Raw genomic sequence first — 23,973 nt, 5'->3', positions numbered from 1 at the left:
ATGAGCCCCGTCACCGCTGGTGTGCTCCAGCTCCTCGCGCTGATCGCCGCGCTCGCGCTGGCCTACCGCCCCCTGGGCGACCACCTGGCCCGCGTCTACTCCTCCGAGAAGCACTACAGGGCGGAGAAGTGGATCTACAAGGCCATCGGCGCCGACCCCACCGCCGAGATGCGCTGGCCCGCCTACCTGCGCGCCGTCCTCGCCTTCTCCGCGGCCGGCGTCCTCTTCCTCTACGCCCTCCAGCGGGCGCAGGGGGTCCTGCCCGGCTCGCTCGGGTTCTCCGCGATCGACCCGGACCAGGCCTTCAACACCGCCGCCTCGTTCGTGACGAACACCAACTGGCAGTCGTACGCCGGCGAGCAGGCCATGGGCCACGTCGTGCAGACCGGCGGCCTGGCGGTGCAGAACTTCGTCTCCGCCGCCGTCGGCATGGCCGTCGCCGTCGCCCTCGTACGGGGCTTCGCGCGCTCGCGCACCGGTGAGCTGGGCAACTTCTGGGTCGACCTGGTGCGCGGCACCGTCCGCGTCCTCCTGCCGATCTCGGTGGTCGGCGCGCCCGTCCTCGTCGCGTGCGGCGCGATCCAGAACTTCGCCGGCATCCACGAGGTCGGCCAGTTCCTCGGCGGGTCGCAGCAGTGGAACGGCGGCGCGGTGGCCTCCCAGGAGGTCATCAAGGAACTGGGCACGAACGGCGGCGGCTACTTCAACGCCAACTCCGCGCACCCCTTCGAGAACCCGGGCCCCTTCTCCAACCTCTTCGAGATCTTCCTGATCCTGCTCATCCCGTTCGCGCTGACCCGCACCTTCGGCAGGATGGTCGGCAGCGTGAAGCAGGGCTACGCGATCCTCGCCACGATGGCCACCCTCTGGATCGGCTTCACCACGCTGATGATGTGGACCGAGTTCGCCCACCACGGCCCGGTCTTCGACGTCTCGGGCGGGGCGATGGAGGGCAAGGAGACCCGCTTCGGCATCGGCGCCTCGGCCGTCTTCTCGGTCGCGACCACACTCACCTCGACCGGCGCGGTCAACTCCTTCCACTCCTCGTACACGGGACTGGGCGGCGGGATCCAGCTGCTGGGCATGCAGCTCGGCGAGATCGCGCCCGGCGGCGTGGGCTCCGGCCTCTACGGCATGCTGGTCATGGCGGTCATCGCCGTGTTCATCGCGGGCCTGATGGTCGGCCGCACGCCCGAGTACCTGGGCAAGAAGATCGGCACCCGCGAGATCAAGTTCGCGGCCTGCTACATCCTGATCACCCCGGCCCTGGTGCTGGGATTCACCGCCGCGGCGATGGCCCTGGACACCCCGGCGCACTCGATGACGAACACCGGCGCGCACGGCTTCTCCGAGATCCTCTACGCCTACACGTCGGGCGCCAACAACAACGGCTCCGCCTTCGCGGGCCTGAACGCCGACACCCAGTGGTTCAACAGCACCATCGGCCTCGCCATGCTGCTGGGCCGCTTCCTGCCGATGGTGTTCGTCCTGGCGCTGGCCGGCTCGCTCGCCGAGCAGGGGCCCGTCCCCGCCACGGCGGGAACCCTGCGCACCGACAAGCCGCTCTACACCGGCCTGCTCGCCGGCACCATCCTGATCATCACCGGTCTGACCTACTTCCCCGCCCTCGCGCTGGGACCGCTCGCCGAAGGGCTCGCGTCATGAGCACCATCACCCCCGTCCGCGCGCCCCACGAAGACATCCCGGCGGGCCCCGAGCCGGCCGGGCGGGTCGGCGGCGGTCTCTTCGACCCGAAGCAGCTGCTGAAGTCCTTCCCCGACGCGGTCCGCAAGCTGGACCCGCGCGTCATGATCAAGTCGCCGGTCATGTTCGTGGTCCTGATCGGCTCGGTCGTCACGACGGTCCTGGCGGTCAAGGACCCGGCGGACTGGTTCGGCTGGGCCATCACCGCCTGGCTGTGGCTGACCACCGTCTTCGCCAATCTCGCGGAAGCCGTCGCGGAAGGCCGGGGCAAGGCCCAGGCCGACACCCTGCGCAAGGCCAAGACCGACTCCGTCGCCCGCCGCCTGGGCCAGGACGGCGCGGGCGAGGAGCGGGTACCCGGCACCCAGCTGAGGATCGGCGACCTGGTGGTCTGCGAGGCCGGCGACATCATCCCCGGCGACGGGGACGTCGTCGAGGGCGTGGCGTCGGTGGACGAGTCCGCGATCACGGGCGAGTCCGCTCCGGTCATCCGGGAGTCCGGCGGCGACCGCTCCGCGGTCACCGGGGGCACGAAGGTGCTGTCCGACCGGATCGTCATCAAGATCACGACGAAGCCGGGCGAGACCTTCATCGACCGCATGATCGCCCTCGTCGAGGGCGCGGCCCGGCAGAAGACCCCCAACGAGGTCGCCCTCAACATCCTCCTGGCCTCCCTCACGATCGTCTTCCTGCTGGCCGTCGTCACCCTCCAGCCGTTCGCGATCTACGCGGGCGCCGAGCAGTCCATGATCGTGCTGACCGCCCTGCTGGTCTGCCTGATCCCCACCACGATCGGCGCGCTGCTGTCCGCGATCGGCATCGCGGGCATGGACCGCCTGGTCCAGCGCAACGTCCTGGCCCTGTCCGGCCGAGCCGTCGAGGCGGCCGGCGACGTGTCGACGCTGCTGCTCGACAAGACCGGCACGATCACCCTCGGCAACCGCCAGGCCTCCGAGTTCGTGCCGGTGGAGGGCACCACCGTCGGCGAACTCGCCGACGCGGCCCAGCTCTCCTCCCTCGCCGACGAGACCCCCGAGGGGCGCTCCATCGTGGTCCTCGCGAAGGAGAAGTACGGCCTGCCCGGACGCCACCAGGGCGAACTGGCCCACGCCGCCTGGGTGCCCTTCACCGCCCAGACCCGCATGTCGGGCGTCGACGCGGACGGCACGAGCACCCGCAAGGGAGCGGCCGGTTCGGTCATCGCCTGGGTCACCGGGCGGGGCGGCCGGGTCGCGGACGACGCCGGCCTCCTCGCCCACCGCATCTCCGAGGCCGGCGGCACGCCCCTGCTCGTCGCCGTCCACGACGAGCAGGGTGCCCGGGTCCTCGGTGTCGTCCACCTCAAGGACGTGGTCAAGGAGGGCATGCGGGAGCGGTTCGACGAGCTGCGCCGGATGGGCATCAGGACCGTCATGATCACGGGCGACAACCCGCTGACGGCCCGGGCGATCGCGCGGGAGGCCGGTGTCGACGACTTCCTCGCCGAGGCCACGCCCGAGGACAAGATGGCCCTCATCAAGCGCGAGCAGGCCGGCGGCAAGCTCGTCGCGATGACCGGCGACGGCACCAACGACGCGCCCGCCCTCGCGCAGGCGGACGTCGGCGTGGCGATGAACACCGGCACCTCGGCCGCCAAGGAGGCCGGGAACATGGTGGACCTCGACTCCGACCCCACCAAGCTCATCGAGATCGTCGAGATCGGCAAGCAGCTCCTCATCACCCGGGGCGCGCTCACGACCTTCTCGATCGCCAACGACGTCGCGAAGTACTTCGCGATCATCCCGGCCATGTTCGCCGTGGTCCATCCCGGTCTGGACAAGCTCAACGTCATGGGCCTGTCCTCCCCCGACTCCGCGATCCTCTCCGCGGTCGTCTTCAACGCGCTCGTCATCATCGCGCTGGTGCCGCTCGCTCTGAAGGGCGTGCGGTACCGGCCCACCAGCGCCGACAGGATGCTCCGCCGCAACCTCGGGATCTACGGGCTCGGCGGCCTCGTCGCCCCCTTCATCGGCATCAAGATCATCGACATGCTCCTCTCCCTCATCCCCGGAATCGGCTGAGACGACCATGAACAACTCCGTCAGCAACACCGCCCGCCTGCTCGGTGCCGGACTGCGGGCCCTGCTGGTCCTCACCGTGCTCTGCGGGATCGTCTACCCGCTCGCCGTCACCGGGATCGCCCAGGCCCTCTTCCGCCACCAGGCCAACGGGTCCGAGGTCAAGGACGACAACGGCCGCGTCGTCGGCTCCTCCCTCATCGGCCAGACCTACGACCTGCCGAAGCAGGACCCCGACGACCCGGAAGAGGCCGCCAGGCCGGACCTCAGGTGGTTCCAGCCGCGCCCCTCGGGCGGCCTCGGCGCCAACAGCGTCAACACCCGGTACTCGCTGCTCCTCTCCGGCGCCACCAACCGCTCCGCCGACAACGGCGCCGTCGACGGCAGGTGCACCGCCCAGGCGGCGGAAGGCACCCTCTGCGCCCAGGTCCTCGGCGCGAAGGAAGCCGTGATCGCGGACAACTCCACGGCCGGCCACCAGGTCAGGCCGCAGGACGTGCCGGCCGACGCCGTCACCTCCTCCGGCTCGGGCCTGGACCCCGACATCTCCCCCGCCTACGCCAAGCTCCAGATCCACCGGGTCGCCGAGCGGAACGGCCTCGACGTCCATCGGGTCGAGAAGCTCGTCGCGGACCACACCACCGGCCGCACCCTCGGCTTCATGGGCGAACCCCGCGTCAACGTCCTCGAACTCAACACCGCTCTCAAGGCCCTGGCCGAGAGCTGACGCGACGGGGCCGCCGGCCTAGGCCCGGTCGACGGGAACGTTGCTCGTGACGGTGCCGTCCGTGCCCGAGACCGTGACCGCGTGGCGGACCCCGTCCGGTCCGAGGACCACGGCGAGCCAGGCGCTGCCGCCGCCCTCCTGGGCGACCACGCGGATGCTCTCCACCTTGCCGCCGTCCACCGCCCCGGCCGCCTTGTCGGCCGCCTGCCCGACGGCCAGCGACGGCAGGGGCGCGGGGGCTGTCTTAGCGGAGCCGCCGGGGCCCTGTTCGGCGGCGCGCGGGGCCGGGGCCGCGTCCCGCTTCTCCTTCAGGGCCTTGAGGTCCTTCAGGTCCTTGGGGTGCTTGTGGTTCTCGGGGCCGCCGAAGGCGCGGTCGCCGTGCTCGCCGCCGACCGCGGGGCCGCGCCGCGGCCCGCCCTCGCGGTCGGCCTCGTGCCAGGCGAAGCGGGGCCCGGCCATCCGCTCGTCGTGGTGCTCGTCCACCGCCACGGCCACGGCCGCCGCCGCACCGCCGACGATCACCACGGCCGCGCCCAGCGCCGCCCATCGGGCGCCCCTGCGCCGGGGCACCAGACGCCCCAGGTCCACGCGCTTGCGCGGGCCGGCTTGCGGGGCGGCTTGCGGGGCGCTTCCCGGCCGCGTGGGCTGCTCGGGCTGCTCGGACGGCGGGAAGGATTCAGACATACCGGGGCTCCTCATGCACAACCGGGCACGGCACCCGGCTCGTTGCAGAGCATGCTGAGCGGATCCTGAAGCCCACCTGAAGCAGGCTGAAGACCTCTTCAGCCTGCCGCGGACCGGGCCTGAGACCCTGGTCGGCATGCGCGTACTGGTGGTGGAGGACGAACGGCGGCTGGCCGTGGCCCTGCAACGGGGGCTCCAGTCGGAGGGGTTCACGGTGGACGTGGCCCACGACGGGCTGCAGGGGCTGTGGATGGCCACCGAGCACGGATACGACCTGATCGTGCTGGACATCATGCTGCCCGGCCTGAACGGCTACCGGGTCTGCGCCCGGCTGCGCGCCGCCGGGAACGAGTCGGGGATCCTGATGCTGACCGCGAAGGACGGCGAGTACGACGAGGCGGAGGCCCTGGACACCGGCGCCGACGACTTCCTGTCCAAGCCCTTCTCCTACCTGGTCCTGGTCGCCCGGCTGCGCGCGCTGGCCCGGCGCACGGGCCGCCGCGGCCCGCAGGTCATGCGCTTCGGCGACCTGGTGCTGGATCCGGCCCGGCACAGCTGCTCCCGCGGCGACACCGAGATACGGCTGACGGCCCGGGAGTTCGCGGTACTGGAGTGCCTGGCCCGGCGCCCCGGCGAGGTCGTGCCCAAACGGGAGATCCTGGAACAGGTCTGGGACATCGCCTTCGCCGGCGACCCCAACGTGGTCGAGGTGCACATCAGCGCCGTGCGCCGCAAGATCGACGCACCGTTCGGCCGCGCCGCGCTGGAGACCGTACGCGGCGCGGGCTACCGGCTGGCGGCCGACGGTGGCTGAGCCCGCGCTCCCCCGCCGCCGCTCCCGCCGCCCGCGCGCCCCGCGAGGGCCGGGGATCCTGGGGCGCCTGCTCCGGCGCTCTCCGCTGCGCCGCCTGCTGCCCACCACCGTCCGGGCCCGCGCCACCGCCGGAGCCGTCCTGGTCGTCGCCGCTGCCCTGACCCTGGCCTCCTTCGCCCTCCTGGGGCTGCTGGAGGCCAACCTGACGCGCAACGCCGAGCGCGACGCCGCGCGGCAGGCCGAGACGATCGCCCGGCTCGCGGCCTCCGGGGACCTCGACAGGATGCGGCCGAACCTGCACGGTGTCGAGTTCTTCCAGGTGGTCAACGCCCGCGGCCGGGTGCTGCGCGCCTATCCGAACCTGGCCGGCGAGTTCCCGCTCGCCCCCGTCCCCCCGCGGCCCGGGAGGGAGTCCCAGACCTGGAAGGCCGGCCCGCTCGGCGGCGAGCACCGCCAGCGGGTCGTCCAGGTCACCACACAGACCCCGCAGGGCATGGTCACGGTGTTCGTGGGGACCTCGCTGCGCGACGTGGACGCCGCCGACGACACGACCGCCGCCGCGCTCGCGGTCGGCGGCCCGCTGCTCCTCGCCACCGTCGCCCTCGTCACCTGGCGGGTCACCGGCCGGGCGCTCGGGCCGGTCGAGGCGATCCGCGCCGAGGTCGCCGGGATCAGCGACCGGGACCTGCACCGGCGGGTCCCCGTACCGCCCACCCACGACGAGGTCGCCCGCCTGGCGCAGACGATGAACACCACCCTGGACCGGCTGGAGTCCGCCGGAATCCGCCAGCGCCGGTTCATCGCCGACGCCTCCCACGAACTGCGCAGCCCCATCACGGTGCTGCGCACCCAGCTGGAGGTGGCCCTGGCCGTCCGGGACCCGGAGTTGTGGCCGGAACTGATCGGCGGCGCGCTCCAGGACATCGAACGGCTCCAGCAGCTCTGCTCCGACCTGCTGCTGCTCGCCCGGATCGACGCCGCCCAGCCGATGGCGCCGGGCCGGCTGGACCTGGGCGCCGTGGTCCGGGACGCCGTGGAAGCCCGCCACGGCGACCGGGTCCCGGTGCGCGCGGAGCTGGCGGGCGGCATCGCGGTGCGGGGCAGCGAGCTGTGGCTGGCCCGGGTGGTCACCAACCTGCTCGACAACGCCCAGCGGTTCGCCGTCCGGCGGGTGGACCTAACCCTCGGCGTCTGCGGCGGCCCCGGCGGGCGGACCGCCGTGCTGGAGGTGACCGACGACGGCCCGGGCATCCCGCCCGGCGACCGGGAACGGGTCTTCGAGCGCTTCACCCGCCTCGACGACGCCCGCAGCCGCGACCACGGCGGGGCCGGCCTCGGCCTCGCCATCGCCCGTGACCTGGCCGCCCACCACGGCGGCACCCTCACCGCCGAGGACTCCCCGCGGGGAGCCCGGCTGGTGGTGCGGCTGCCGGTGGCGGAAGGCGGGGAGCCCTCCCCGGAGGTCCCCGCGGACGGAGTTCGGGGAAGGTAGCCGGGGGGTCAGCCCAGCAGGGCGTAGACCGTGGAGGCGGTGGCGGCGGGCTCCGCCGCGCCCTCGGGGGTCATGGTGATGTCGGCGAAGGCCATCCGCCGGCCGAGTTTGGTCACCCGTACGTGGATCAGGACGTCGGCGCCGGTCACCGGGCGCTGGAAGCTCGTCGACTGCTGGACGGTGGTCATCGGGCCGTACGCGCCGCGTGCGCTGGAGATCGCGATGACGGTCGCGGTGTCGGCGGCGGCCATCAGGGCCTGGCCCGAGAGCCCGCCGCCGTCCCGGGCCAGGTCGTCGGACCAGGGCAGCCGCAGGACGGCGTGCCGCTCGCCGGTCTCCTGGACGCTCAGGCCCAGGGCGAGCACCCAGGGGGCGAAGTTGTCGGCGAGGATCTTGTCTGCGTCTGCGGGGGAGAACGTCACCGGGCGATTGTGGCGGTCCGGCCGGACCGCCACAATCCCCTGTCGGTTTTCGGTCAGAGGGTCGCGGCGAGTTCCGTTCCCTGGCGGATGGCCCGCTTGGCGTCGAGCTCGGCGGCCACGTCGGCGCCGCCGATCAGGTGCGCCTCGACACCGGCCGCGCGCAGCGCCTCGTACAGGTCGCGGCGCGGCTCCTGCCCGGTGCACAGGACGACGGTGTCGGCCGGTACGAGCCGCTGCTCGCCGTCGACGGTGATGTGCAGGCCGTCATCGTCGATGCGCTCGTACGAGGCCCCCGCGACGGAGACCACCCCGCGGTGCTTGAGCTCCGCCCGGTGGATCCAGCCGGTGGTGGTGCCGAGCCCGGCGCCGACCTTGGTCGTCTTGCGCTGGAGCAGGTGGACCTGGCGCGGCGGCGCGGGGCGCTCGGCGGCGGTGAGCCCGCCGGGACCGGTGTACGCGGTGTCCACGCCCCAGTGGCGGAAGTAGACGGCCGGGTCCTGGGACGCGCCCTCGCCGCTGTCGGTGAGGTACTCGGCGACGTCGAAGCCGATGCCGCCGGCGCCGACGACGGCGACGCGCTCGCCGACGGGGGCGCCGTCGCGCAGCACGTCGAGGTAGGTGACGACGCTGGGGTGGTCCACGCCGTCGATCGCGGGGGTGCGGGGGGTGACCCCGGTGGCGACGACGACCTCGTCGTAGCCCTGGAGGGTCTCCACGTCGGCGCGGGTGTTCAGGCGGACGTCCACGCCGCTGTCCACGAGCTGGGTGCCGTAGTAGCGGATGGTCTCCTCGAACTCCTCCTTGCCGGGGATGCGGCGGGCGATGTCGAGCTGGCCGCCGATGTGGCCGGAGGCCTCGAAGAGGGTGACCGCGTGGCCGCGGCCGGCGGCGGAGACCGCGCAGGCGAGCCCGGCCGGGCCGGCGCCGACGATGGCGACGCGCTTCTTCAGCTTGGTGGGCGAGAGGACCAGCTCGGTCTCGTGGCAGGCACGCGGGTTGACCAGGCAGCTGGTGATCTTGCCGCTGAAGGTGTGGTCGAGGCAGGCCTGGTTGCAGCCGATGCAGGTGTTGATGGTCTCGGAGCGGCCGGCCGCGGCCTTGGCGACGAAGTCGGCGTCGGCGAGGAAGGGGCGGGCCAGGGAGACCAGGTCGGCGCGGCCGTCGGCGAGGAGTTCCTCGGCGATCTCGGGGGTGTTGATGCGGTTGCTGGTGACGAGGGGGACGGACACCGCGCCCATCAGCCGCTTGGTGACCCAGGTGTAGGCGCCGCGCGGTACGGAGGTGGCGATGGTGGGGATGCGGGCCTCGTGCCAGCCGATGCCGGTGTTGATGAGGGTGGCGCCGGCCGCCTCGACCTCCTTGGCGAGGTGGACGACCTCGTCGAGGGTGGAGCCGCCGGGGATCAGGTCGAGCATGGAGAGGCGGTAGATGAGGATGAAGTCCTCGCCGACGGCCTCGCGGGTGCGGCGGACGATCTCCAGCGGGAAGCGGACGCGGTTCTCGTAGGCGCCGCCCCAGCGGTCGGTGCGCTTGTTGGTGGCGGCGGCGATGAACTCGTTGATCAGGTAGCCCTCGGAGCCCATGATCTCGACGCCGTCGTAGCCCGCGAGCTTGGCGAGGCGGGCGGCCCGGACGAAGTCCTCGACGGTGCGCTCGACCTCGATGTCGCTGAGCTCGTTGGGGACGAAGGGGCTGATGGGGGCCTGGAGGGCGCTGGGGGCGACCAGGTCCTTGTGGTAGGCGTAGCGGCCGAAGTGGAGGATCTGCATGGCGATCTTCCCGCCTTCGGCGTGCACCGCCTCGGTGATCACCCGGTGCTCGGCGGCCTCGTCCTCGGTGGTGAGGCGGGAGCCGCCCTCGAAGGGGCGGCCGGCGTCGTTCGGGGCGATGCCGCCGGTGACGATCAGGCCGGCGCCGCCGCGGGCGCGCTCGGCGTAGAAGGCGGCGAGGCGCTCGAAGCCGCCCGCGTGCTCCTCGAGGCCGGTGTGCATCGATCCCATGATCACGCGGTTGGGCAGGGTGGTGAAACCGAGGTCCAGGGGGCTCAGCAGGTGCGGGTACCGGGACATGGGGGCGCCTCCTCGCGCGGGGGTGATGACCCTGTTCTAGCGAGGGGAGGCCGGTTTTGCAACTAGGTGCAAAACCAAGGGGACCCTCACCGGCCCCGGGATTCCCGGGACCGGAGGGCCTGTGGGCCGGAGGCTGTGGCGGAGTTCACGCCGCCGCGGGCCCCGGGGCCGGGGCGGCTCAGTGGATGACCCGGAAGCTGCGCCAGGACAGGCTGGCGGGCGCCGTCACGTTGGAGAGCGTCGTGGCCACGTAGGTGCCGTCGCCCCGGTCGGCCTTGCCGCAGTCCTCCGTCCGGTACAGGACGACGTCGACGCGGGTGTTGTTCTCCACGTGGGTGGCACCCTTCGGGATGCCGATCTTGTGGCAGCCCCGGACGAGGGTGTTCGAGTAGCTCAGCTCGACCGGCGAGTCGTGGCCGCGGAAACTGAGCATGCCTACGGTGCTCCGGCCCAGGCCGGAGCAGGCGGTGGCGGTCAGCAGCAGCGCCGCGACCCCCACGATGGTGCTGATCCGTCGGCTGTGGGACATGGCGCGGTCCTCGTCTGTGCGGTGGCGGCGGTTCCTGCCCACAGCTTTGCCCCGCGGAGCGCCGGAGGCTTGCGTTGCTCGGCCGACCGGATGAACGGGGTGGAGCCGGGCCCCGGCGGGGGGCCGGGGCGGACGACCCGGCGCGGGGCCCGGCTCCACGCGCCTCAGACGCGGCGCACGCGCCTCAGGCCCGGCGCAGGCGGAGCGTCAGGATCTGGAACGGGCGCAGGGTGAGGGGGACCGCGCCGTCGGGCGCGGGAGCGCCGACCGCCGACCCCGGCAGGGGGCGTTCGAGGAGGTCGCTCTCGACCGCCTCCGCCACCGGGAAGCCCGCCGCGAGCACGGCTTTGGCACGGCCGCCCCGGGACTCGTAGAGGCGGACGACCACGTCGCCGCCGCGGTCCTCGGCCAGCTTGACCGCCTCGACGACCACGGCGTCGTTGTCCACGGCCAGCAGCGGGGCGACCGGGCCCGCACCGCTCACCACCCGCTCCGGCAGGTTGAGCGCGTGCCCCTCGCGGACGGCGTCGCCGATCTCCGCGCCGGGCGCCAGCGAGAACCGCAGGGTGTGGGCGCCCTGGTCGGTCTCCGGGTCGGGATAGCGCGGCGCGCGCAGGAGCGAGAGGCGCACGGTGGTGGTCTGGCCGCCGTCGGCCCGCACGTCGCGGGTCACGTCGTGCCCGTAGGTGGACTCGTTGAGCAGGGCGACCCCCCAGCCCGGCTCCTGCGCGTGGATCCAGCGGTGGGCGCAGATCTCGAACTTGGCCGCCTCCCACGAGGTGTTGGTGTGGGTGGCCCGGTAGACATGGCCGAACTGGGTCTCGGAGGCGGTCCGTTCGGCCTTCACGCCCAATGGGAAGGCGGCCTTCAGGAACTTCTCCGTCTCCCGCCAGTCCACGTCGGTGACGATGTCGAGGGTCTTGGCCCCGGACCTCAGGGTGAGGGACTGGACGGCCGTCGAGGAGCCGAAGGAGCGGGTGATCCGGACGGTGACGGCCGACGGGCCGTTCTCGGCGACCTCCATGGCGTCCAGGTCGACCAGATCGGTGACCTTGTTGCGGTAGAAGGCGTCGATGTCCCAGGCGTCCCACATGTTCGGGAAGTCGGGGTGGATCTGGAGCAGGTTCGCCGCGCCGCCCGGCGCGACCGCCTCGCGGTCCGCCTCCAGGTCGTAGGCGGAGACGACCAGCCCGCGGCCGTCGATCTCCACCAGCAGCCGGCCGTTGGCCAGGACGTGGCCGCCGCCGTGCCGCCCCTCCACCGTGACCGGCTGTCCCGGCCCGGCGGGGACGCCCGCGCCGCCGGCCGGGATGCCGCGCCGGGCGTGCGGGGCGCAGTTGAAGACCAGGTCCTGCCCTCCCTCCCCGGCCAGGGCCTTCTGCGCGGCCAGGGTGATCCCCTCGAGCTCCGCGCGCACCGTCCGGTAGGTCTCGCGCGCCTCGCGGTGCACCCAGGCGATGGAGGAGCCGGGCAGGATGTCGTGGAACTGGTGCAGCAGCACCGTCTTCCAAATCCGCTCGAGGTCCTCGTACGGGTAGGCGTACCCCGCCGCGCGGACCGCGGCGGTCGCCGCCCACAGCTCGGCCTCGCGCAGCAGCGATTCGCTGTGCCGGTTGCCCTGCTTGGTCTTGGCCTGGGAGGTGTAGGTGCCGCGGTGCAGCTCCAGGTAGAGCTCGCCGGCCCAGACGGGCGCGTCCGGGTACTCGGCGTGGGCCTTCTCGAAGAAGGCGTCCGGCCGCTCGACCTCGACCCGGGGGGAGCCTTCGAGGTTCTGCTGGCGCCTGGCGCGGGCCAGGTGTTCGCGCGTGGGGCCGCCACCGCCGTCACCCCATCCGAAGGGCACCAGGGACCGCGAACCGCGGCCCTTCTCCCGGTAGTTGCGTGCGGCGTGCGCCAGCTGGGCGCCGCCGAGGTCGGAGTTGTAGGTGTCGACGGGCGGGAAGTGGGTGAAGACGCGGGTGCCGTCGATGCCCTCCCACCAGAAGGTGTGGTGGGGGAACTTGTTGACCTGGGACCAGCAGATCTTCTGGGTCAGGAACCAGGTGGAGCCGGAGAGTTTGACGAGCTGCGGCATCGCGGCGGTGTAGCCGAAGGAGTCGGGCAGCCAGACGTTGCGGGTCTCGATGCCGAACTCGTCGAGGAAGAACTTCTTGCCGTAGAGGAACTGCCGGGCCATGGCCTCGCCGCCGACCATGTTGGTGTCGGACTCCACCCACATCCCGCCGACCGGCACGAACTGCCCGTCCGCGATCTTCTTCTTGATCCTCTCGAAGAGCTCGGGGCGGTGCGTCTTGATCCAGTCGAACTGCTGGGCCTGCGACATGGCGAACACGAACTCGGGGTGCTCGTCCATCAGGTTGACCATGTTGGAGGAGGTGCGGGCGACCTTGCGCACCGTCTCGCGCAGCGGCCACAGCCACGCGGAGTCGATGTGGGAGTGGCCCACCGCGCTGATCCGGTGCGCGGAGGCGTGGGCGGGGGCGGCGAGCACGCCGGCCAGGCAGGCGCGGGCGGCGGCGGCGCTGCCCGGCACGTCGCCGAGGTCCACGGCGTCCAGTGCCGCGTCGACGGCGCGCAGGACGGCGTACCGCCGGGCGTCCTCGGTGTCGAGCTGGGTCATCAGGTCGTGCAGGACCTCCAAGTCCTGGACCAGTTCCCACACCTCGGTCTCGAAGACGGCGAGGTCCATCCGGGCGAGCCGGTAGAGCGGCCGGTCGCCGCTGGTCAGCCGGTCGCCCTCGTACGTGGCCGTGTGCTCGACGAGGACCGGGTTGGAGGCGGCCTCCACGTACCACTCGACGCGCTCGCCGCCCTCGGCCCGGTCGGCGACGCGCACCCAGTCGTTGTACGGGTTCAGCGCCTTGACCTCGCTGCCGTCGGCCCGGTGGACCAGTCCCTCGCACTGGAAGCCGGGCATCATCCGGTCGAAGCCCAGGTCGAGGACGGCCTCGACCGTACGGCCGGCCCAGTCGCCCGGGACCCTGCCGGTGACCTTGAACCAGGTGGTGCCCCAGGCCGGGCCCCATGCCGCCCCGACCGCGCAGGGCTCGTACTGCGCCGCCAGGCCCTCGGCGACGGGGACCGGCTCGTCCGAGGCCTCCCAGCGCGCGAGGGTCAGCGGGACGGAGCCGGAGTGCACGGCGGGTTTGATGCGTTCCTTGAGGACCCTGCGGAGGCGCTGTTCGGTGATGCTGCGGTCGTCGTGCATGACGGCTGCTCCAGGAGGGAGGGGGGTCGGGACACGGGTGGGGCGGGGGGCGGGTGGTGGGGCGGCGGGTCAGGTCTTGACGGCTCCCTCTCCGACGCCCCTGAAGAAGAAGCGCTGGAGGGCGAAGAACAGGAGCATCATCGGGAGGAGCGCGGCCATGGCGCCGGCGGCGATGAGCCGCTGGTCGTTGACGGTGGTGGCGCCGGCCAGGGTCTTCAGGCCGAGCTGGAGCGTGTAGTGCTCGCTGTCGGTGAGGACCAGCAGAGGCCACAGGAAGTCGTCCCAGGCGCCCATGAAGCTGGTGATGCAGACGACGGCCAGGGCCCCCTTGGCGCCGGGGAGGAACACCCGGGTGAAGCGGGTCCATTCGCCCGCACCGTCCAGGACCGCCGCCTCCTCCACCTCCTTGGGCACGGCCAGGAAGGCCGCCCGCATGATCATGATGTTGAGCACGGAAACGGCGCCGGGCAGCCAGACGCCGATGAGTGTGTCGACCAGGCCCAGCTCGCGGACCGTGAGGAACATCGAAATCATCACGGACTCGAAGGGGAACATCAGGGTCGCCACGAGCACGGTGAAGACGGCCCTGCGGCCCTTCCAGCCGGGCCGGGACAGGGCGTATCCGCCCATCGCCCCGAAGAGCACGTTCGAGGTGACGGCGAGGGCGGCCACGACGAGGGTGTTGCCGACGTACTGGAGCAGCGGGAACGACTCGGCGACCCGTACGTAGTTGTCGAGGGTGGGCTGCGAGGGCAGTACGCCGTCGTACACGTTCTCCGTGCGGCCGCGGATCGAGGTCAGGAACTGCCACACGATCGGGCCCAGCATGAGCCCGAGCATCAGGACCAGCGTGGCGTACCGGCCGGCGCGTCCGGTCCAGTGGCGCCTCAACTCTCGTCTCCCTTCGACAGGCGGCGGCCGAGCAGGCTGAAGACGAGCGTCAGCAGGAAGAGCAGGATCGAGAGGGCGGAGGCGTAGCCGGTCTCGCCGGCGAAGCCGAGTCCGACCTGCCGGATGAGGAAGGGCAGGGTGCGGGCTCCGCCGCCGGGGCCGCCGCTCTCGCCGCCGAGGATGTAGATCTCGGTGAAGACGCGCAGCGCGGAGATGGCGGAGAGGGTGCCGACCAGCAGCATCATCGGCTTGACCTGGGGGATGGTGATGCTGAAGAAGCGGCGGACGGCGCCGGCGCCGTCGAGGGCGGCCGCCTCGTGCAGGGAGGCGGGGACGTTCCCGAGGGCCGCGAGGTAGAAGACCATGTAGTAGCCGAGGCCCTTCCACACGGTGACGATCATCGCGGAGACCAGCAGCATGGTGCTGTCGGTCAGGAACGGGACCGGTTCGGAGACGATGCTCAGCTCGCGGAAGACGGTGTTGACGAGCCCGTCGCTGCGCAGCACCCACTGCCAGATGAGCCCGACGACCACGGCGGAGGCGATCACCGGGGTGTAGAAGGCGGAGCGGAAGAAGCCGATGCCGGGGACCTTCGTCTGGACGAGGACGGCGAGGGCCAGCGGCAGGAGGACCAGGCAGGGCACGACGACGGCGAGGTAGAGGACGCTGTTGACGGCCGCGGTCCAGAAGTCGGGGTCGGCGAAGGCGCGGGTGTAGTTGGCGAAGCCGATGAAGGTCCCGCCGCGCAGGATCTGGGAGTCGGTGAGGGAGAGGATGACGGTGTTGACGAACGGCCAGAGGCTGAACAGCGTCACCATCAGCAGGCCGGGGGCGAGGAAGAGGTACGGGGTCCACCAGGCGCGGTGGCGCACGGCGGTCACTTGCGGGCCGCGGCGGCGAGCAGCTCGTTGGCCTCCTCCTGGGCCTTCCTGACCGCCGTCCGGGGGTCCTGCTCGCCCTTGATGGCCTTCTGCATCTCCCGTACGACGGCGTCGCCGACCTGGCTGGTCCACTGGACGGGGGTGTTGGCGTCGAGCTCGGCTGTCTTCAGCTGCTCGGCGCCGACCGCACGGGCGAGGGTCTCGGCGTCCGTGCCGTCGCCCTTGTCCGCGAAGTACGGGTCGGCGAGGCCCTGGGCGTTCGACGGGTAGATGGTCGCCTTCTTGGAGAACGCCACCTGGTTGGGGCCGTTGGTGACCCACTTGGCGAACTCGGCGGCCGCGTCGAGGTGCTTGGTGTCCTTCCTGATGCCGAGGGACTGGGCGTAGATGCCGATGTGGCCGAGGGTGCCGGTGACGGCTCCCGCGACCTGCGTCTTCGCGTAGACCTGCGGGGCGTTCTGCTTGATGTCCTTGACGAACCCCGGGGAGCCGGGGCCGAAGACGAGCTTCCCGCCGCCGTAGAGCTGGTTGATGTCGTCGGACTTGAGGAGGGACTCCTTGGGCATCGCCCCCTTGGCGTACAGGTCCTTCATCCGCTCCACCCACACGACGGCCCGGTCGGTGTCGAAGGTGAACCGCTCCCCCTTCGCGTCGAGGATCGGGACGCCCATCTTCTGCCAGTCCCCGGGCAGCCGGCCCTTGGGGTCGGCCATGAAGGCGGCGGTGCGGCCGCCGGAGGTGGCGGCGATCCGCTCGGCGTAGTCGAAGAACTGCTCCACGCTGGTGGGCGGCTTGGCCGGGTCAAGGCCGGCCTTCTCGAAGAGCTCCTTGTTGTACGTGAGGATCTCCGGGGTCACGTACCAGGGGTAGGCGTACACGCCGTCGCCCCTGCCCGGGAGCTTGAACTGCTCCCAGGCGCCCGGCACGTACTGCGCGGCCAGCGCTCCGTCGAGTTCGGCCACGTCTGCCAGCATCCCCCGGTCGGCGAGGAGCTGGAAGGAGTCGGTGGACAGGTTGACCACGTCCGGCAGGGCTCCGGCCTGGGCGTCGGCGACGAGCTTCTCGTTGTAGCCGTCGCCCGGTACGTCCTCCCACTTGACCTTCACTTCGGGGTACTCGGCCTCGAACCCGTCGATGACGCCCTGGACGTAGGCGGTGAAGACGGGCTTCAACTGCAGGGTGCGGAAGGTGATCTCGCCCGCCACTCTGCCCGTCCTCCCGGCCTCCTCCACGTCCCCCGAACCGCCGCTCATTCCGCACGCGCCGGTCGACAGGAGGGCGCCGGCCACCAGCACGGCGACGGCCACACGGGTCGGGTTCGAACGGGTCATCGTCGCCGCCTTCGCAGAAGTCCGGCCTCGTTGCCGGAGGCGGTGCCCACGGTCGTCGGGAACCAGGACCTCGTCAATGAGGCAGGGGTCCCCGTGGCCGACGGGGGCCTGGTCCGGAATGCCGAGACCCGGATCCGCAGGACGTGCGGGGCCGCTTGGACACCCGCCTCCAGCTGGACTGATGCGCTTTAGTGCAAAGGCAGTGGGGGGTGGTTCCGATTCGACGGGGAAGCGGTCTCCGCCGCTCGATCTGACGCTTTGTCGCCGGTCCGCGAGAGCGGGTACTAATGCGGTTTACCTCATCGGGTACTCGGCCTTCTCCGCGAGCTTGCCGTCCTTGAAGCAGAAGCGGAACACGGTCTCCTTGCCGTTCACCGGGTCGGCGCCGGACATGTACCAGGCGCAGGTGCTGCCGTCGGGCTCGGCCGGGCCGCCCTCCTTCAGCGCGCTCTTGAGGAACGAGTCGCCCGACGGGAGCTTGGCGCGCACCTCGCTCTCCGCGTCGCCGGCCTCCACCGCCGCGTAGGCCTCGGGGCCGATCAGCGACTTGTCGGCCACGTCGAGGACCTTCCCCACGCCGAAGACCGCCAGCACGGCGAGGCCGATGCCCAGCACCAGAGCCACCCCGCAGCCGATCAGACAACCCTTGCGCTGTGCCACGATTCCTCCGTGTCGCTCGTGTCCGGCGGCGGTCGCCTGGACACTCCGACCTTCGCAAGGGGCACGGGCCCGGGACTGTCCTCGAAAGTCGTCGCCTGCCGCGACGATCGTCGTTCGAGGTCAGACCACCTGTCGGACCGAACAGCGGCCGGGGGTGACCGGATGGCGGCGGACGCCGGTCAGGCGGCCCCCGTCACCGCGCCAGGTCGCCGGGGTCCGTGTTGGCGCCGCACAGCAGGACGGCGACCCGCTCGCCGAGCGGCTCCAGGGCGCCGCGCTGGGCCGCGAGGGCGGTGGCCGCGCCCGTCTCGACCACGATCCGGTGCTCCTCCCAGAGCGCCCGCCTGGCCTGCGTGATCGCGGAGTCCGGGACGAGGACCGAGGCGACGGCCCCGTCCTGGGCGGCGGCCAGCGCGTCCGCCGAGACGCGGGTGGCCCCCAGGGAGTCGGCGGCCACGGAGTCCACGGCCACGTCCACCGGGCGCCCCGCCGCCAGGGCCGCGTTCAGGGCGCGGCAGTTCTCCGGCTCGGCGGCGACCACCCGTACCCCGTGTTCCCGGGCGGCCGTGGCGATGCCGGCGAACAGTCCGCCGCCGCCGACCGCGACGACCACCGCGTCCAGTCCGGGCAGGGCGGCCCGGATCTCGTCGAGCAGGGTGCCGGCGCCCGCGGCGATGAGCGGGTGGTCGTAGGCGTGGCTGCTCAGCGCCCCGCTGTCGGCGGCGAACTCCTCGCAGGCGGCCAGCGCTTCGGCGTACCGGTCGCCGACGAGCCGCACCTCGGCCCCGTACCCGCGCAGCCGCTCCACCTTCACCCGCGGGGCGTTGACGGGCAGGAACACGGTGGCGGGCACGTCCTGGCCGCGGGCGGCCCAGGCGCAGGCGAGTCCCGCGTTGCCGCCGGAGGCGATGGTGACCCCGGCGGCCGGGAGGGTGCCGGCCCGGTGGTGGGCGGCGAGGAAGTTGCGCGCTCCGCGGGCCTTGAAGGAGCCGGTGTGCTGGAGGTGTTCCAGCGCGTACCAGACCCCGTCGGCCGCGGGGGCCACGGCGACGGGCCGTACCGATCCGGCGATGCGGTCGGCGGCGGCGCGGACGGCGGCGTAGTCGAGCTGCTGTTCCATGGCGGGTCTCCCCCTCAGGCGGTGGGTCGGATCGCGGGCCGGGCGGCCTCGATCAGCTGGCGCAGGGCGCCGTAGTACACCTCGTGGTCCGTCAGGGGCGGCAGGACGTCGGCCAGTCCGGCGCTGAGCACGGGGAACCGCTCCGGGTCGAGTGCCGCGAGGGCCGCCCGGGAGGCGGCGGTGGCCCCGGCCGGGTCCCGGTGGTCCACGAAGGCCGCGCTGCCCAGGGTGAGCAGGTACATGCGGCGGTAGACGGTCATCGCCTCGGCGGCGGTCATGCCCGCGGCCACGCTGTCCGCGAGGGCGGGCTCGACGAGGCGGGCGAGCAGCTGCCGCCCGAGCCAAGGGCGGCCGCCGCGCAGGACGAGCAGTCCGGGGTGGGCGGTGAGCAGCCGGTACAGCGCGCCGAACCGCTGTTCGCAGGCCTGTGCCCAGTCGGTGCCGGCGGGGATGTCCGGCAGCTGCGCGGCCAGGTGCTCGGTGCACAGGTCCAGCAGTCCGGCGAGGTCGGCGCAGCGGCGCTGGACGGTGGCGTGGGAGACGCCGAGCCGGTCGGCCAGGGCCCGGAAGCTCAGGGCGGCCGGCCCCTCCTCGTCGAGGAGGCGCAGGGCGGCGACGGCGATGGCCTCGGGGGTGGCCTGATCCAGGGCGGTTGATCTCCTCGGCATGAGATACACCGTAACATACGCCGTATCACGCGGACGCGGGCCGCTCGTCACCCCTTTGGTGTGACATCGATTGCGGCCATATTGCTGGTCAATGGCGGATATCAGCCGACTTTCGTTGACAGCGGGTAGTCGCCTCGCTGCACTGGGCGCACGACTGCCCCCCACGTCAAGGAGACTCCGTGCCGCCTCGCCTGCGCGCCTCGCTCCCCTGTCTGACCGCGGCCGCCCTGTTGGCCCTGGCGCTCTCCCCCGCCCCCGCGGGGGCCGAGCCCACGGCGACCTCGGACACCCCCCTCGCCCTCACCCCTCCCATGGGCTGGAACAACTGGGCGCACTACATGTGCGACATCGACGAGGCCACGGTGGTGGCGAACGCGGACGCCCTCGTGTCCACCGGTCTCGCGGCCAAGGGCTACGACACGGTGACCGTCGACGACTGCTGGATGACCAAGAGCCGCGACGCACGGGGCGCGCTGGTCGTGGACACGGAGAAGTTCCCGCACGGCATGGCCTGGCTCGGCGAATACCTGCACGCCAAGGGCCTGAAGTTCGGCATCTACCAGGACGCCGGCTCGCTCACCTGCGAGAAGTACCCGGGCAGCGGAGCGCCGCAGGGCGGCGGCCCGGACCACTACGCGCAGGACGCCCGGCAGTTCGCCTCCTGGAAGGTGGACTACGTCAAGATGGACGGCTGCAACCTGTGGGTGCCGGAGGGCAAGACGAAGGAGCAGGCCTACCGCGACGCCTACAACGCCGTCGCCGCGGCCCTGCGCGCGAGCGGACGGGACATGGTGCTGTCGGCCTCCGCGCCCGCCTACTTCCAGCAGGGCGAGTGGGGCGGCTCCGACTGGCACAAGGTCCTGGGCTGGGTCGGCGAGACCGGCCAGCTGTGGCGCGAGGGCCGGGACATCAAGGTCTACCAGCCCGCCGCCCCGGCGACCTCCCGGTGGAGCTCGGTGCTGGGCAACTACGGCTACAACCGCTGGCTCGGCCGGTACGCGGGCCCCGGCAACTGGAACGACCCCGATTTCCTGATCGCGGGCGCTCCCGGCCTCAGCGCGGCCGAGGGCCGCAGCCAGGTCGCCCTCTGGGCGATGATGGCGGCTCCGTTCATCCTGTCCTCCGACGTCTCCGAGCTCACCCCCGAGGGCCTCGCCGCCCTCGGGAACACCCGGATGATCGCCCTCGACCAGGACCCCATGGGCCGGCAGGGCGCGGTGGTCTCCTCCAACGCCACCTTCGAGATCCTGGTCCGGCCGCTCGCGAACGGCGACCGGGCGGTGGCCGTGCTCAACCGCTCCGGCGCCGCCCGCAACATCAACGTGCCGCTCGACGAGATCGGGCTGCCGTCCTGCACGGCGGACGCGCTGGACCTGTGGAGCGGGGAGCGCCGGGAGGTCTCCGAGACGCTGACCGGCCGGGTCGGCGCCCACGACACCGGGGTCTGGCGGCTCACCCCGCGCGGCTGCGGCGAGGCCGTGCCGACCGGGCAGATCGTCGGTGACGGCGCCAAGTGCGCGGACGGGGCCAACACCACCGGGGTCGGCGCGGTCGTGCTCGGCACCTGCACCGGGGCTCCCGACCAGCGGTGGACCCTGGGACGGGACGCGAGCCTGCGGATGGCCGGCGAGTGCCTGTCGGCCGGCGAGGACGGCCTGGTGGAGCTGGCGGACTGCGCGCCGGCCGAGGAGCGGGAGCCCGGCCAGAGCTGGGCGCACCGGCGCGACGGGGCCCTCGTCGAGGAGGCGAGCGGCAGGTGCCTGACGGCGCCCGCCGCGGCCGCCACCCCGGACGCCCCGGCCGAGCGGCTGCGGCTGGCCCCGTGCGGCGACCACCGGGTCGACCAGGCCTGGGCCCTCCCGGTCTGACGGCGCCGAGAATGACGCACCCGAAGCCCACGCCGCCGCCCGTGCCGGCACCCGAGTCCCCCGAACCCCGGCCCGAGCCCCGCCCCCTGCCCGGGGCCTCGGCCGGATCCCCGCCCGAGACCTTGACGGGATCCCTGCCCGAGTCCCAGCCCCTGCCGATGGCCTCGCCCGGACCCCTGCCCGGGGCCTCGGCCGCATCCCCGCCCGGGTCCCGGCCCCCGCCCGGGACCACGGCCGGATCCCTGCCCGAGGCCTTGGCCGGACCCCTGCCCGGGTCCCCGGAGTCCAGGCCCCGGCCCGGGGCCTTGGGCGGGCCGCCGGCCGGGACCGGGACGTGCCGCGGGCCGCGGGCCGGGGTGCGGTCCCGGCGGGCGGCTCTTCCGCGGCCGGTCGCGCTCGCCGCCGTGCCGGCAGTGCTCCTCGCCCTGCTCGGGGCGGCGGCCGCGCCGGGTGCCGCGTCGCCCGCACGGGCCGCCGTAAGGGCCGATGTACTGGCGGACGCGCCGGCCGGAGCGCGGGCCCGTACGCCCGCGCCGGCCGCCGCGCCGCGGGCCGACGGCTTCGACACCGCGCCCGCGCGGGCCGCCCTGGAGCGGCTGCTGCCGCGCCACGCCGGGCAGTTCACCCTGCTGCCCGGCACGGCGACCGCCGCCGACACCTTCACCGTCTCCGGGACGCCCGGCGCGATCACCGTGCGCGGCAGCACCGGGGCCACCCTGCTCACCGGCGTCGGCTGGTACCTCCAGCACGTCGCCGGGGTCGACATCGGCTGGCCCGGCGACAGCATCGGCATGCTGCCCGCCGAACTGCCGGGCGTCCCGGAGCCGGCCACCCGCAGGGCGCTCGTGCCCCACCGGTACGCCCTCAACGACACCGACGACGGGTACTCCGGCCCGTACCGGACCTTCGAGGAGCACCAGCGGCAGATCGACCTGCTCGCCCTGCACGGCATCAACGAGGTGTTCGTACAGGTCGGCGCCGAATACCCGTACTACCGGGCGCTCCAGCGCTTCGGCTACTCCGCCGAGGAGCTGCGGCACTGGGTGCCCGGGCCCGGGCACCAGAGCTGGTGGCTGCTGCAGAACCTGAGCGGCTTCGGCGGACCGGTCTCCGAACGGCTCATGCGGGAGCGCGCCGAACTGGGCGGCCGGATCGCGGAGCAGCTGCGCGGGCTCGGCATGACGCCGGTGCTGCCGGGCTACTTCGGCACCGTGCCGCCGGAGTTCGCCGCCCGCAACCCGGGGTCCACCACCGTGCCGCAGGGCGACTGGGCGGGCTTCGACCGCCCGGACTGGCTGGACCCGGCGTCCGCGGCGTTCGGGAAGCTGGCCGCCGCGTACTACGCCGAGCAGCGGACGGTGTTCGGGGACAGCACGATGTACCGGATGAGCCCGCTGCACGAGGGCGGCCAGACGGGCGCGGTGGACGTGAAGTCCGCCGCGGGAGCCATCCAGGACGCCCTGCACGCCGCCCATCCCGGCGCGCTGTGGGCGGTGCTGGGCTGGCAGGACGACCCGACCCCGGAGCTCCTCGCCGGGGTGGACACCTCGAAGCTGCTGATCCTGGACGGGCTCTCGGACCGCTACAACCGCCTGGACCGGGAGGCCCGTTGGGGCGGGACCCCGTACGCGATGGGCACCATCTACAACTTCGGCGGGCACACCACGATCGGCGCGAACACCTCCGTGTGGCTCGAGCGGTTCGGGCCCTGGCGGGCCAAGGCCGGCAGCGCGCTCGCCGGGATCGCCTACCTGCCGGAGGCCACCGGGACGAACCCGGCCGCCTTCGACCTCTTCACCGACCTGGCCTGGGAGCCGGGGCCGGTGGACCACCGGCAGTGGTTCGCCGACTTCGCGGCCCGCCGCTACGGCCGGCCCGACGCCGAGGCCGCCGCGGCCTGGGAGGAGCTGCGCAAGGGGCCGTACAGCACCTCGTCGGGCCTGTGGTCGGAGTCCCAGGACAGCCTGTTCACCGCCCGGCCGAGCCTGACCGCGGCGGGAGCGGCGTACTGGAGCCCCAAGTCCATGCGCTATCCGGCCGGTTCGGTCCGGCGGGCGCTGGACCACCTGCTCCGGGTGGATCCGCGGCTGCGCGGGTCCAGCGCCTACCGCTTCGACCTGGTGGACACCGCGCGGCAGGCGCTCGCCAACCACTCGCGGGTGCTGCTGCCGAAGATCAAGGCGGCGTACGAGGCCAAGGACCTGGCCCGCTTCCGGGCGCTGACCGCCGAATGGCGGGACGGGGAGCGCAGGCTGGACGCCCTCACCGGATCCGACCCGAACTTCCTGCTCGGCAGCTGGCTCGCGAAGGCGCGCTCGCAGGGCGCCGACACGGACGAGCAGGACCGGTACGAGTACGACGCGCGCTCGATCCTGAGCGTGTGGGGGCACCGCAGCACGAGCGAGGGAGGCTTCCTGCACGACTACGCCAACCGTGAATGGAGCGGTCTGGTATCGGAGTTGTACGCCCCGCGGTGGGACGCCTACTTCGACTCGCTGGAGGAGGCCCTGGTCGGGCGGACCGCGCCGCGGGCCATCGACTGGCACGCCTTCGAGGAGGAGTGGGCCCGGCGGACCACCCGCCACCCGGCCCGGGCCGGCGGGGACCCGCACGCCCTCGCGGCCGGGATCGCCGCGTTCCTCCCGGCGGCGAACTGACCTACACCACCGCTCGGGTGGCGATCACCCCATCCGGTGATCGTCACCCTCCCGTGGGAATCTCGGTCCTCGTGCGAGGGAGAACCCGCTTCTTGGAGCACCGCGCGGGAGCGGCACTCGGTTCACTGACCCGGACACGACCAGGGGCGGCCACCGGAGCGATCCGGCGGCCGCCCCTTCCGATGCCGTGG

General features: G+C 72.9%; 18 protein-coding genes. 7 read left to right on the top strand and 11 right to left on the bottom strand.

Going from position 1 to position 23,973, the window contains the following annotated elements; all coding sequences use genetic code 11:
- Genes kdpA through BGK67_RS28780 form a run of 3 tightly spaced genes read left to right on the top strand, consistent with a single transcriptional unit; the run spans position 1 to position 4,488 of the window.
- Positions 1 to 1,665, top strand: coding sequence for a potassium-transporting ATPase subunit KdpA (gene kdpA / locus BGK67_RS28790; RefSeq protein WP_069922807.1), 1,665 nt, complete (start codon positions 1 to 3; stop codon positions 1,663 to 1,665).
- Positions 1,662 to 3,764, top strand: coding sequence for a potassium-transporting ATPase subunit KdpB (kdpB, locus tag BGK67_RS28785; protein WP_069922806.1), 2,103 nt, complete (start codon positions 1,662 to 1,664; stop codon positions 3,762 to 3,764). The genes kdpA and kdpB overlap by 4 nt, the downstream gene beginning before the upstream one ends.
- A gap of 7 nt (positions 3,765 to 3,771) precedes the next feature.
- Positions 3,772 to 4,488: a potassium-transporting ATPase subunit C gene (locus BGK67_RS28780; RefSeq protein ID WP_069922805.1), complete on the top strand. Its 717-nt coding sequence runs from the start codon at positions 3,772 to 3,774 to the stop codon at positions 4,486 to 4,488.
- A gap of 18 nt (positions 4,489 to 4,506) precedes the next feature.
- Here BGK67_RS28780 and BGK67_RS28775 read toward each other — a convergent pair whose 3' ends face one another.
- Positions 4,507 to 5,172 carry a hypothetical protein gene (locus BGK67_RS28775; protein WP_069922804.1) on the bottom strand — a complete coding sequence of 222 codons (666 nt, stop codon included), beginning with the start codon at positions 5,170 to 5,172 and terminating at the stop codon, positions 4,507 to 4,509.
- A 136-nt stretch (positions 5,173 to 5,308) separates the two neighbouring features.
- Between BGK67_RS28775 and BGK67_RS28770 the strand changes: the two genes are divergently transcribed.
- Both BGK67_RS28770 and BGK67_RS28765 read left to right on the top strand, forming a co-directional pair.
- Positions 5,309 to 5,986 (top strand): response regulator transcription factor, encoded by a 678-nt coding sequence (locus tag BGK67_RS28770; RefSeq protein ID WP_069922803.1) that lies wholly within the window; start codon positions 5,309 to 5,311, stop codon positions 5,984 to 5,986.
- Positions 5,979 to 7,478, top strand: a complete 1,500-nt coding sequence (locus BGK67_RS28765) for a sensor histidine kinase (protein ID WP_432215487.1) — start codon at positions 5,979 to 5,981, stop codon at positions 7,476 to 7,478. The genes BGK67_RS28770 and BGK67_RS28765 overlap by 8 nt, the downstream gene beginning before the upstream one ends.
- Positions 7,479 to 7,486: 8 nt before the next feature.
- Here the strand turns inward: BGK67_RS28765 and BGK67_RS28760 are convergent, their stop codons facing one another.
- The 10 genes from BGK67_RS28760 to BGK67_RS28715 all read right to left on the bottom strand — a co-directional run bounded on the left by BGK67_RS28760 (position 7,487) and on the right by BGK67_RS28715 (position 19,257).
- Positions 7,487 to 7,900, bottom strand: coding sequence for a PaaI family thioesterase (locus BGK67_RS28760; RefSeq protein WP_069922802.1), 414 nt, complete (start codon positions 7,898 to 7,900; stop codon positions 7,487 to 7,489).
- A gap of 53 nt (positions 7,901 to 7,953) precedes the next feature.
- Complete coding sequence (locus tag BGK67_RS28755; RefSeq protein WP_069922801.1) at positions 7,954 to 9,969, bottom strand: NADPH-dependent 2,4-dienoyl-CoA reductase; 2,016 nt, start codon at positions 9,967 to 9,969, stop codon at positions 7,954 to 7,956.
- 178 nt (positions 9,970 to 10,147) lie between these two features.
- Positions 10,148 to 10,498 carry a hypothetical protein gene (locus BGK67_RS28750; protein WP_069922800.1) on the bottom strand — a complete coding sequence of 117 codons (351 nt, stop codon included), beginning with the start codon at positions 10,496 to 10,498 and terminating at the stop codon, positions 10,148 to 10,150.
- 184 nt (positions 10,499 to 10,682) lie between these two features.
- The gene (locus tag BGK67_RS28745) at positions 10,683 to 13,706 is read right to left on the bottom strand and encodes an alpha-mannosidase (protein WP_069922799.1); all 3,024 of its coding nucleotides are present in this window, start codon (positions 13,704 to 13,706) and stop codon (positions 10,683 to 10,685) included.
- A 69-nt stretch (positions 13,707 to 13,775) separates the two neighbouring features.
- Positions 13,776 to 14,597, bottom strand: coding sequence for a carbohydrate ABC transporter permease (locus BGK67_RS28740; RefSeq protein WP_069922798.1), 822 nt, complete (start codon positions 14,595 to 14,597; stop codon positions 13,776 to 13,778).
- A complete protein-coding gene (locus BGK67_RS28735; RefSeq protein ID WP_069924176.1) occupies positions 14,594 to 15,469 on the bottom strand; it encodes a carbohydrate ABC transporter permease in 876 nt (291 codons plus the stop codon). The genes BGK67_RS28740 and BGK67_RS28735 overlap by 4 nt, the downstream gene beginning before the upstream one ends.
- A 5-nt stretch (positions 15,470 to 15,474) precedes the next feature.
- On the bottom strand, positions 15,475 to 16,809 hold the full coding sequence (locus tag BGK67_RS28730; RefSeq protein WP_244291341.1) for an ABC transporter substrate-binding protein: 1,335 nt from the start codon (positions 16,807 to 16,809) through the stop codon (positions 15,475 to 15,477).
- Positions 16,810 to 17,103: 294 nt separating this feature from the next.
- Complete coding sequence (locus BGK67_RS28725; RefSeq protein WP_069922797.1) at positions 17,104 to 17,469, bottom strand: hypothetical protein; 366 nt, start codon at positions 17,467 to 17,469, stop codon at positions 17,104 to 17,106.
- A gap of 193 nt (positions 17,470 to 17,662) precedes the next feature.
- Positions 17,663 to 18,589 (bottom strand): serine/threonine dehydratase, encoded by a 927-nt coding sequence (locus BGK67_RS28720; RefSeq protein ID WP_069922796.1) that lies wholly within the window; start codon positions 18,587 to 18,589, stop codon positions 17,663 to 17,665.
- A 14-nt stretch (positions 18,590 to 18,603) separates the two neighbouring features.
- Entirely contained in the window at positions 18,604 to 19,257 is a 654-nt protein-coding gene (locus tag BGK67_RS28715; RefSeq protein ID WP_069922795.1) for a TetR/AcrR family transcriptional regulator, read from the bottom strand.
- Between the two features lie 179 nt (positions 19,258 to 19,436).
- Here BGK67_RS28715 and BGK67_RS28710 point away from each other — a divergent pair, with 179 nt between their 5' ends.
- Together BGK67_RS28710 and BGK67_RS28705 are read left to right on the top strand one after the other, a co-directional pair.
- A complete protein-coding gene (locus BGK67_RS28710; protein ID WP_244291340.1) occupies positions 19,437 to 21,125 on the top strand; it encodes an alpha-galactosidase in 1,689 nt (562 codons plus the stop codon).
- Between the two features lie 404 nt (positions 21,126 to 21,529).
- Positions 21,530 to 23,782 carry an alpha-N-acetylglucosaminidase gene (locus tag BGK67_RS28705; protein WP_244291339.1) on the top strand — a complete coding sequence of 751 codons (2,253 nt, stop codon included), beginning with the start codon at positions 21,530 to 21,532 and terminating at the stop codon, positions 23,780 to 23,782.
- The last annotated feature ends 191 nt before the right edge of the window (positions 23,783 to 23,973 follow it).

Origin of the sequence: Streptomyces subrutilus (genome assembly GCF_001746425.1) — a bacterium.
Classification (GTDB): Bacteria; Actinomycetota; Actinomycetes; order Streptomycetales; family Streptomycetaceae; genus Streptomyces; species Streptomyces subrutilus_A.
Note: the sequence above shows the minus strand (reverse complement) of the source record. Positions and strands in the feature narration are given on the sequence as shown.

What these genes read in the sequence shown, in the direction of transcription:
- BGK67_RS28715 (WP_069922795.1), bottom strand. Translation starts at nt 19,257, where the DNA reads ATGCCGAGGAGATCAACCGCCCTGGATCAGGCCACCCCCGAGGCCATC.
- kdpA (WP_069922807.1), top strand. Translation starts at nt 1, where the DNA reads ATGAGCCCCGTCACCGCTGGTGTGCTCCAGCTCCTCGCGCTGATCGCC.
- BGK67_RS28780 (WP_069922805.1), top strand. Translation starts at nt 3,772, where the DNA reads ATGAACAACTCCGTCAGCAACACCGCCCGCCTGCTCGGTGCCGGACTG.
- BGK67_RS28775 (WP_069922804.1), bottom strand. Translation starts at nt 5,172, where the DNA reads ATGTCTGAATCCTTCCCGCCGTCCGAGCAGCCCGAGCAGCCCACGCGG.
- kdpB (WP_069922806.1), top strand. Translation starts at nt 1,662, where the DNA reads ATGAGCACCATCACCCCCGTCCGCGCGCCCCACGAAGACATCCCGGCG.
- BGK67_RS28720 (WP_069922796.1), bottom strand. Translation starts at nt 18,589, where the DNA reads ATGGAACAGCAGCTCGACTACGCCGCCGTCCGCGCCGCCGCCGACCGC.
- BGK67_RS28730 (WP_244291341.1), bottom strand. Translation starts at nt 16,809, where the DNA reads ATGACCCGTTCGAACCCGACCCGTGTGGCCGTCGCCGTGCTGGTGGCC.
- BGK67_RS28755 (WP_069922801.1), bottom strand. Translation starts at nt 9,969, where the DNA reads ATGTCCCGGTACCCGCACCTGCTGAGCCCCCTGGACCTCGGTTTCACC.
- BGK67_RS28770 (WP_069922803.1), top strand. Translation starts at nt 5,309, where the DNA reads ATGCGCGTACTGGTGGTGGAGGACGAACGGCGGCTGGCCGTGGCCCTG.
- BGK67_RS28750 (WP_069922800.1), bottom strand. Translation starts at nt 10,498, where the DNA reads ATGTCCCACAGCCGACGGATCAGCACCATCGTGGGGGTCGCGGCGCTG.
- BGK67_RS28745 (WP_069922799.1), bottom strand. Translation starts at nt 13,706, where the DNA reads ATGCACGACGACCGCAGCATCACCGAACAGCGCCTCCGCAGGGTCCTC.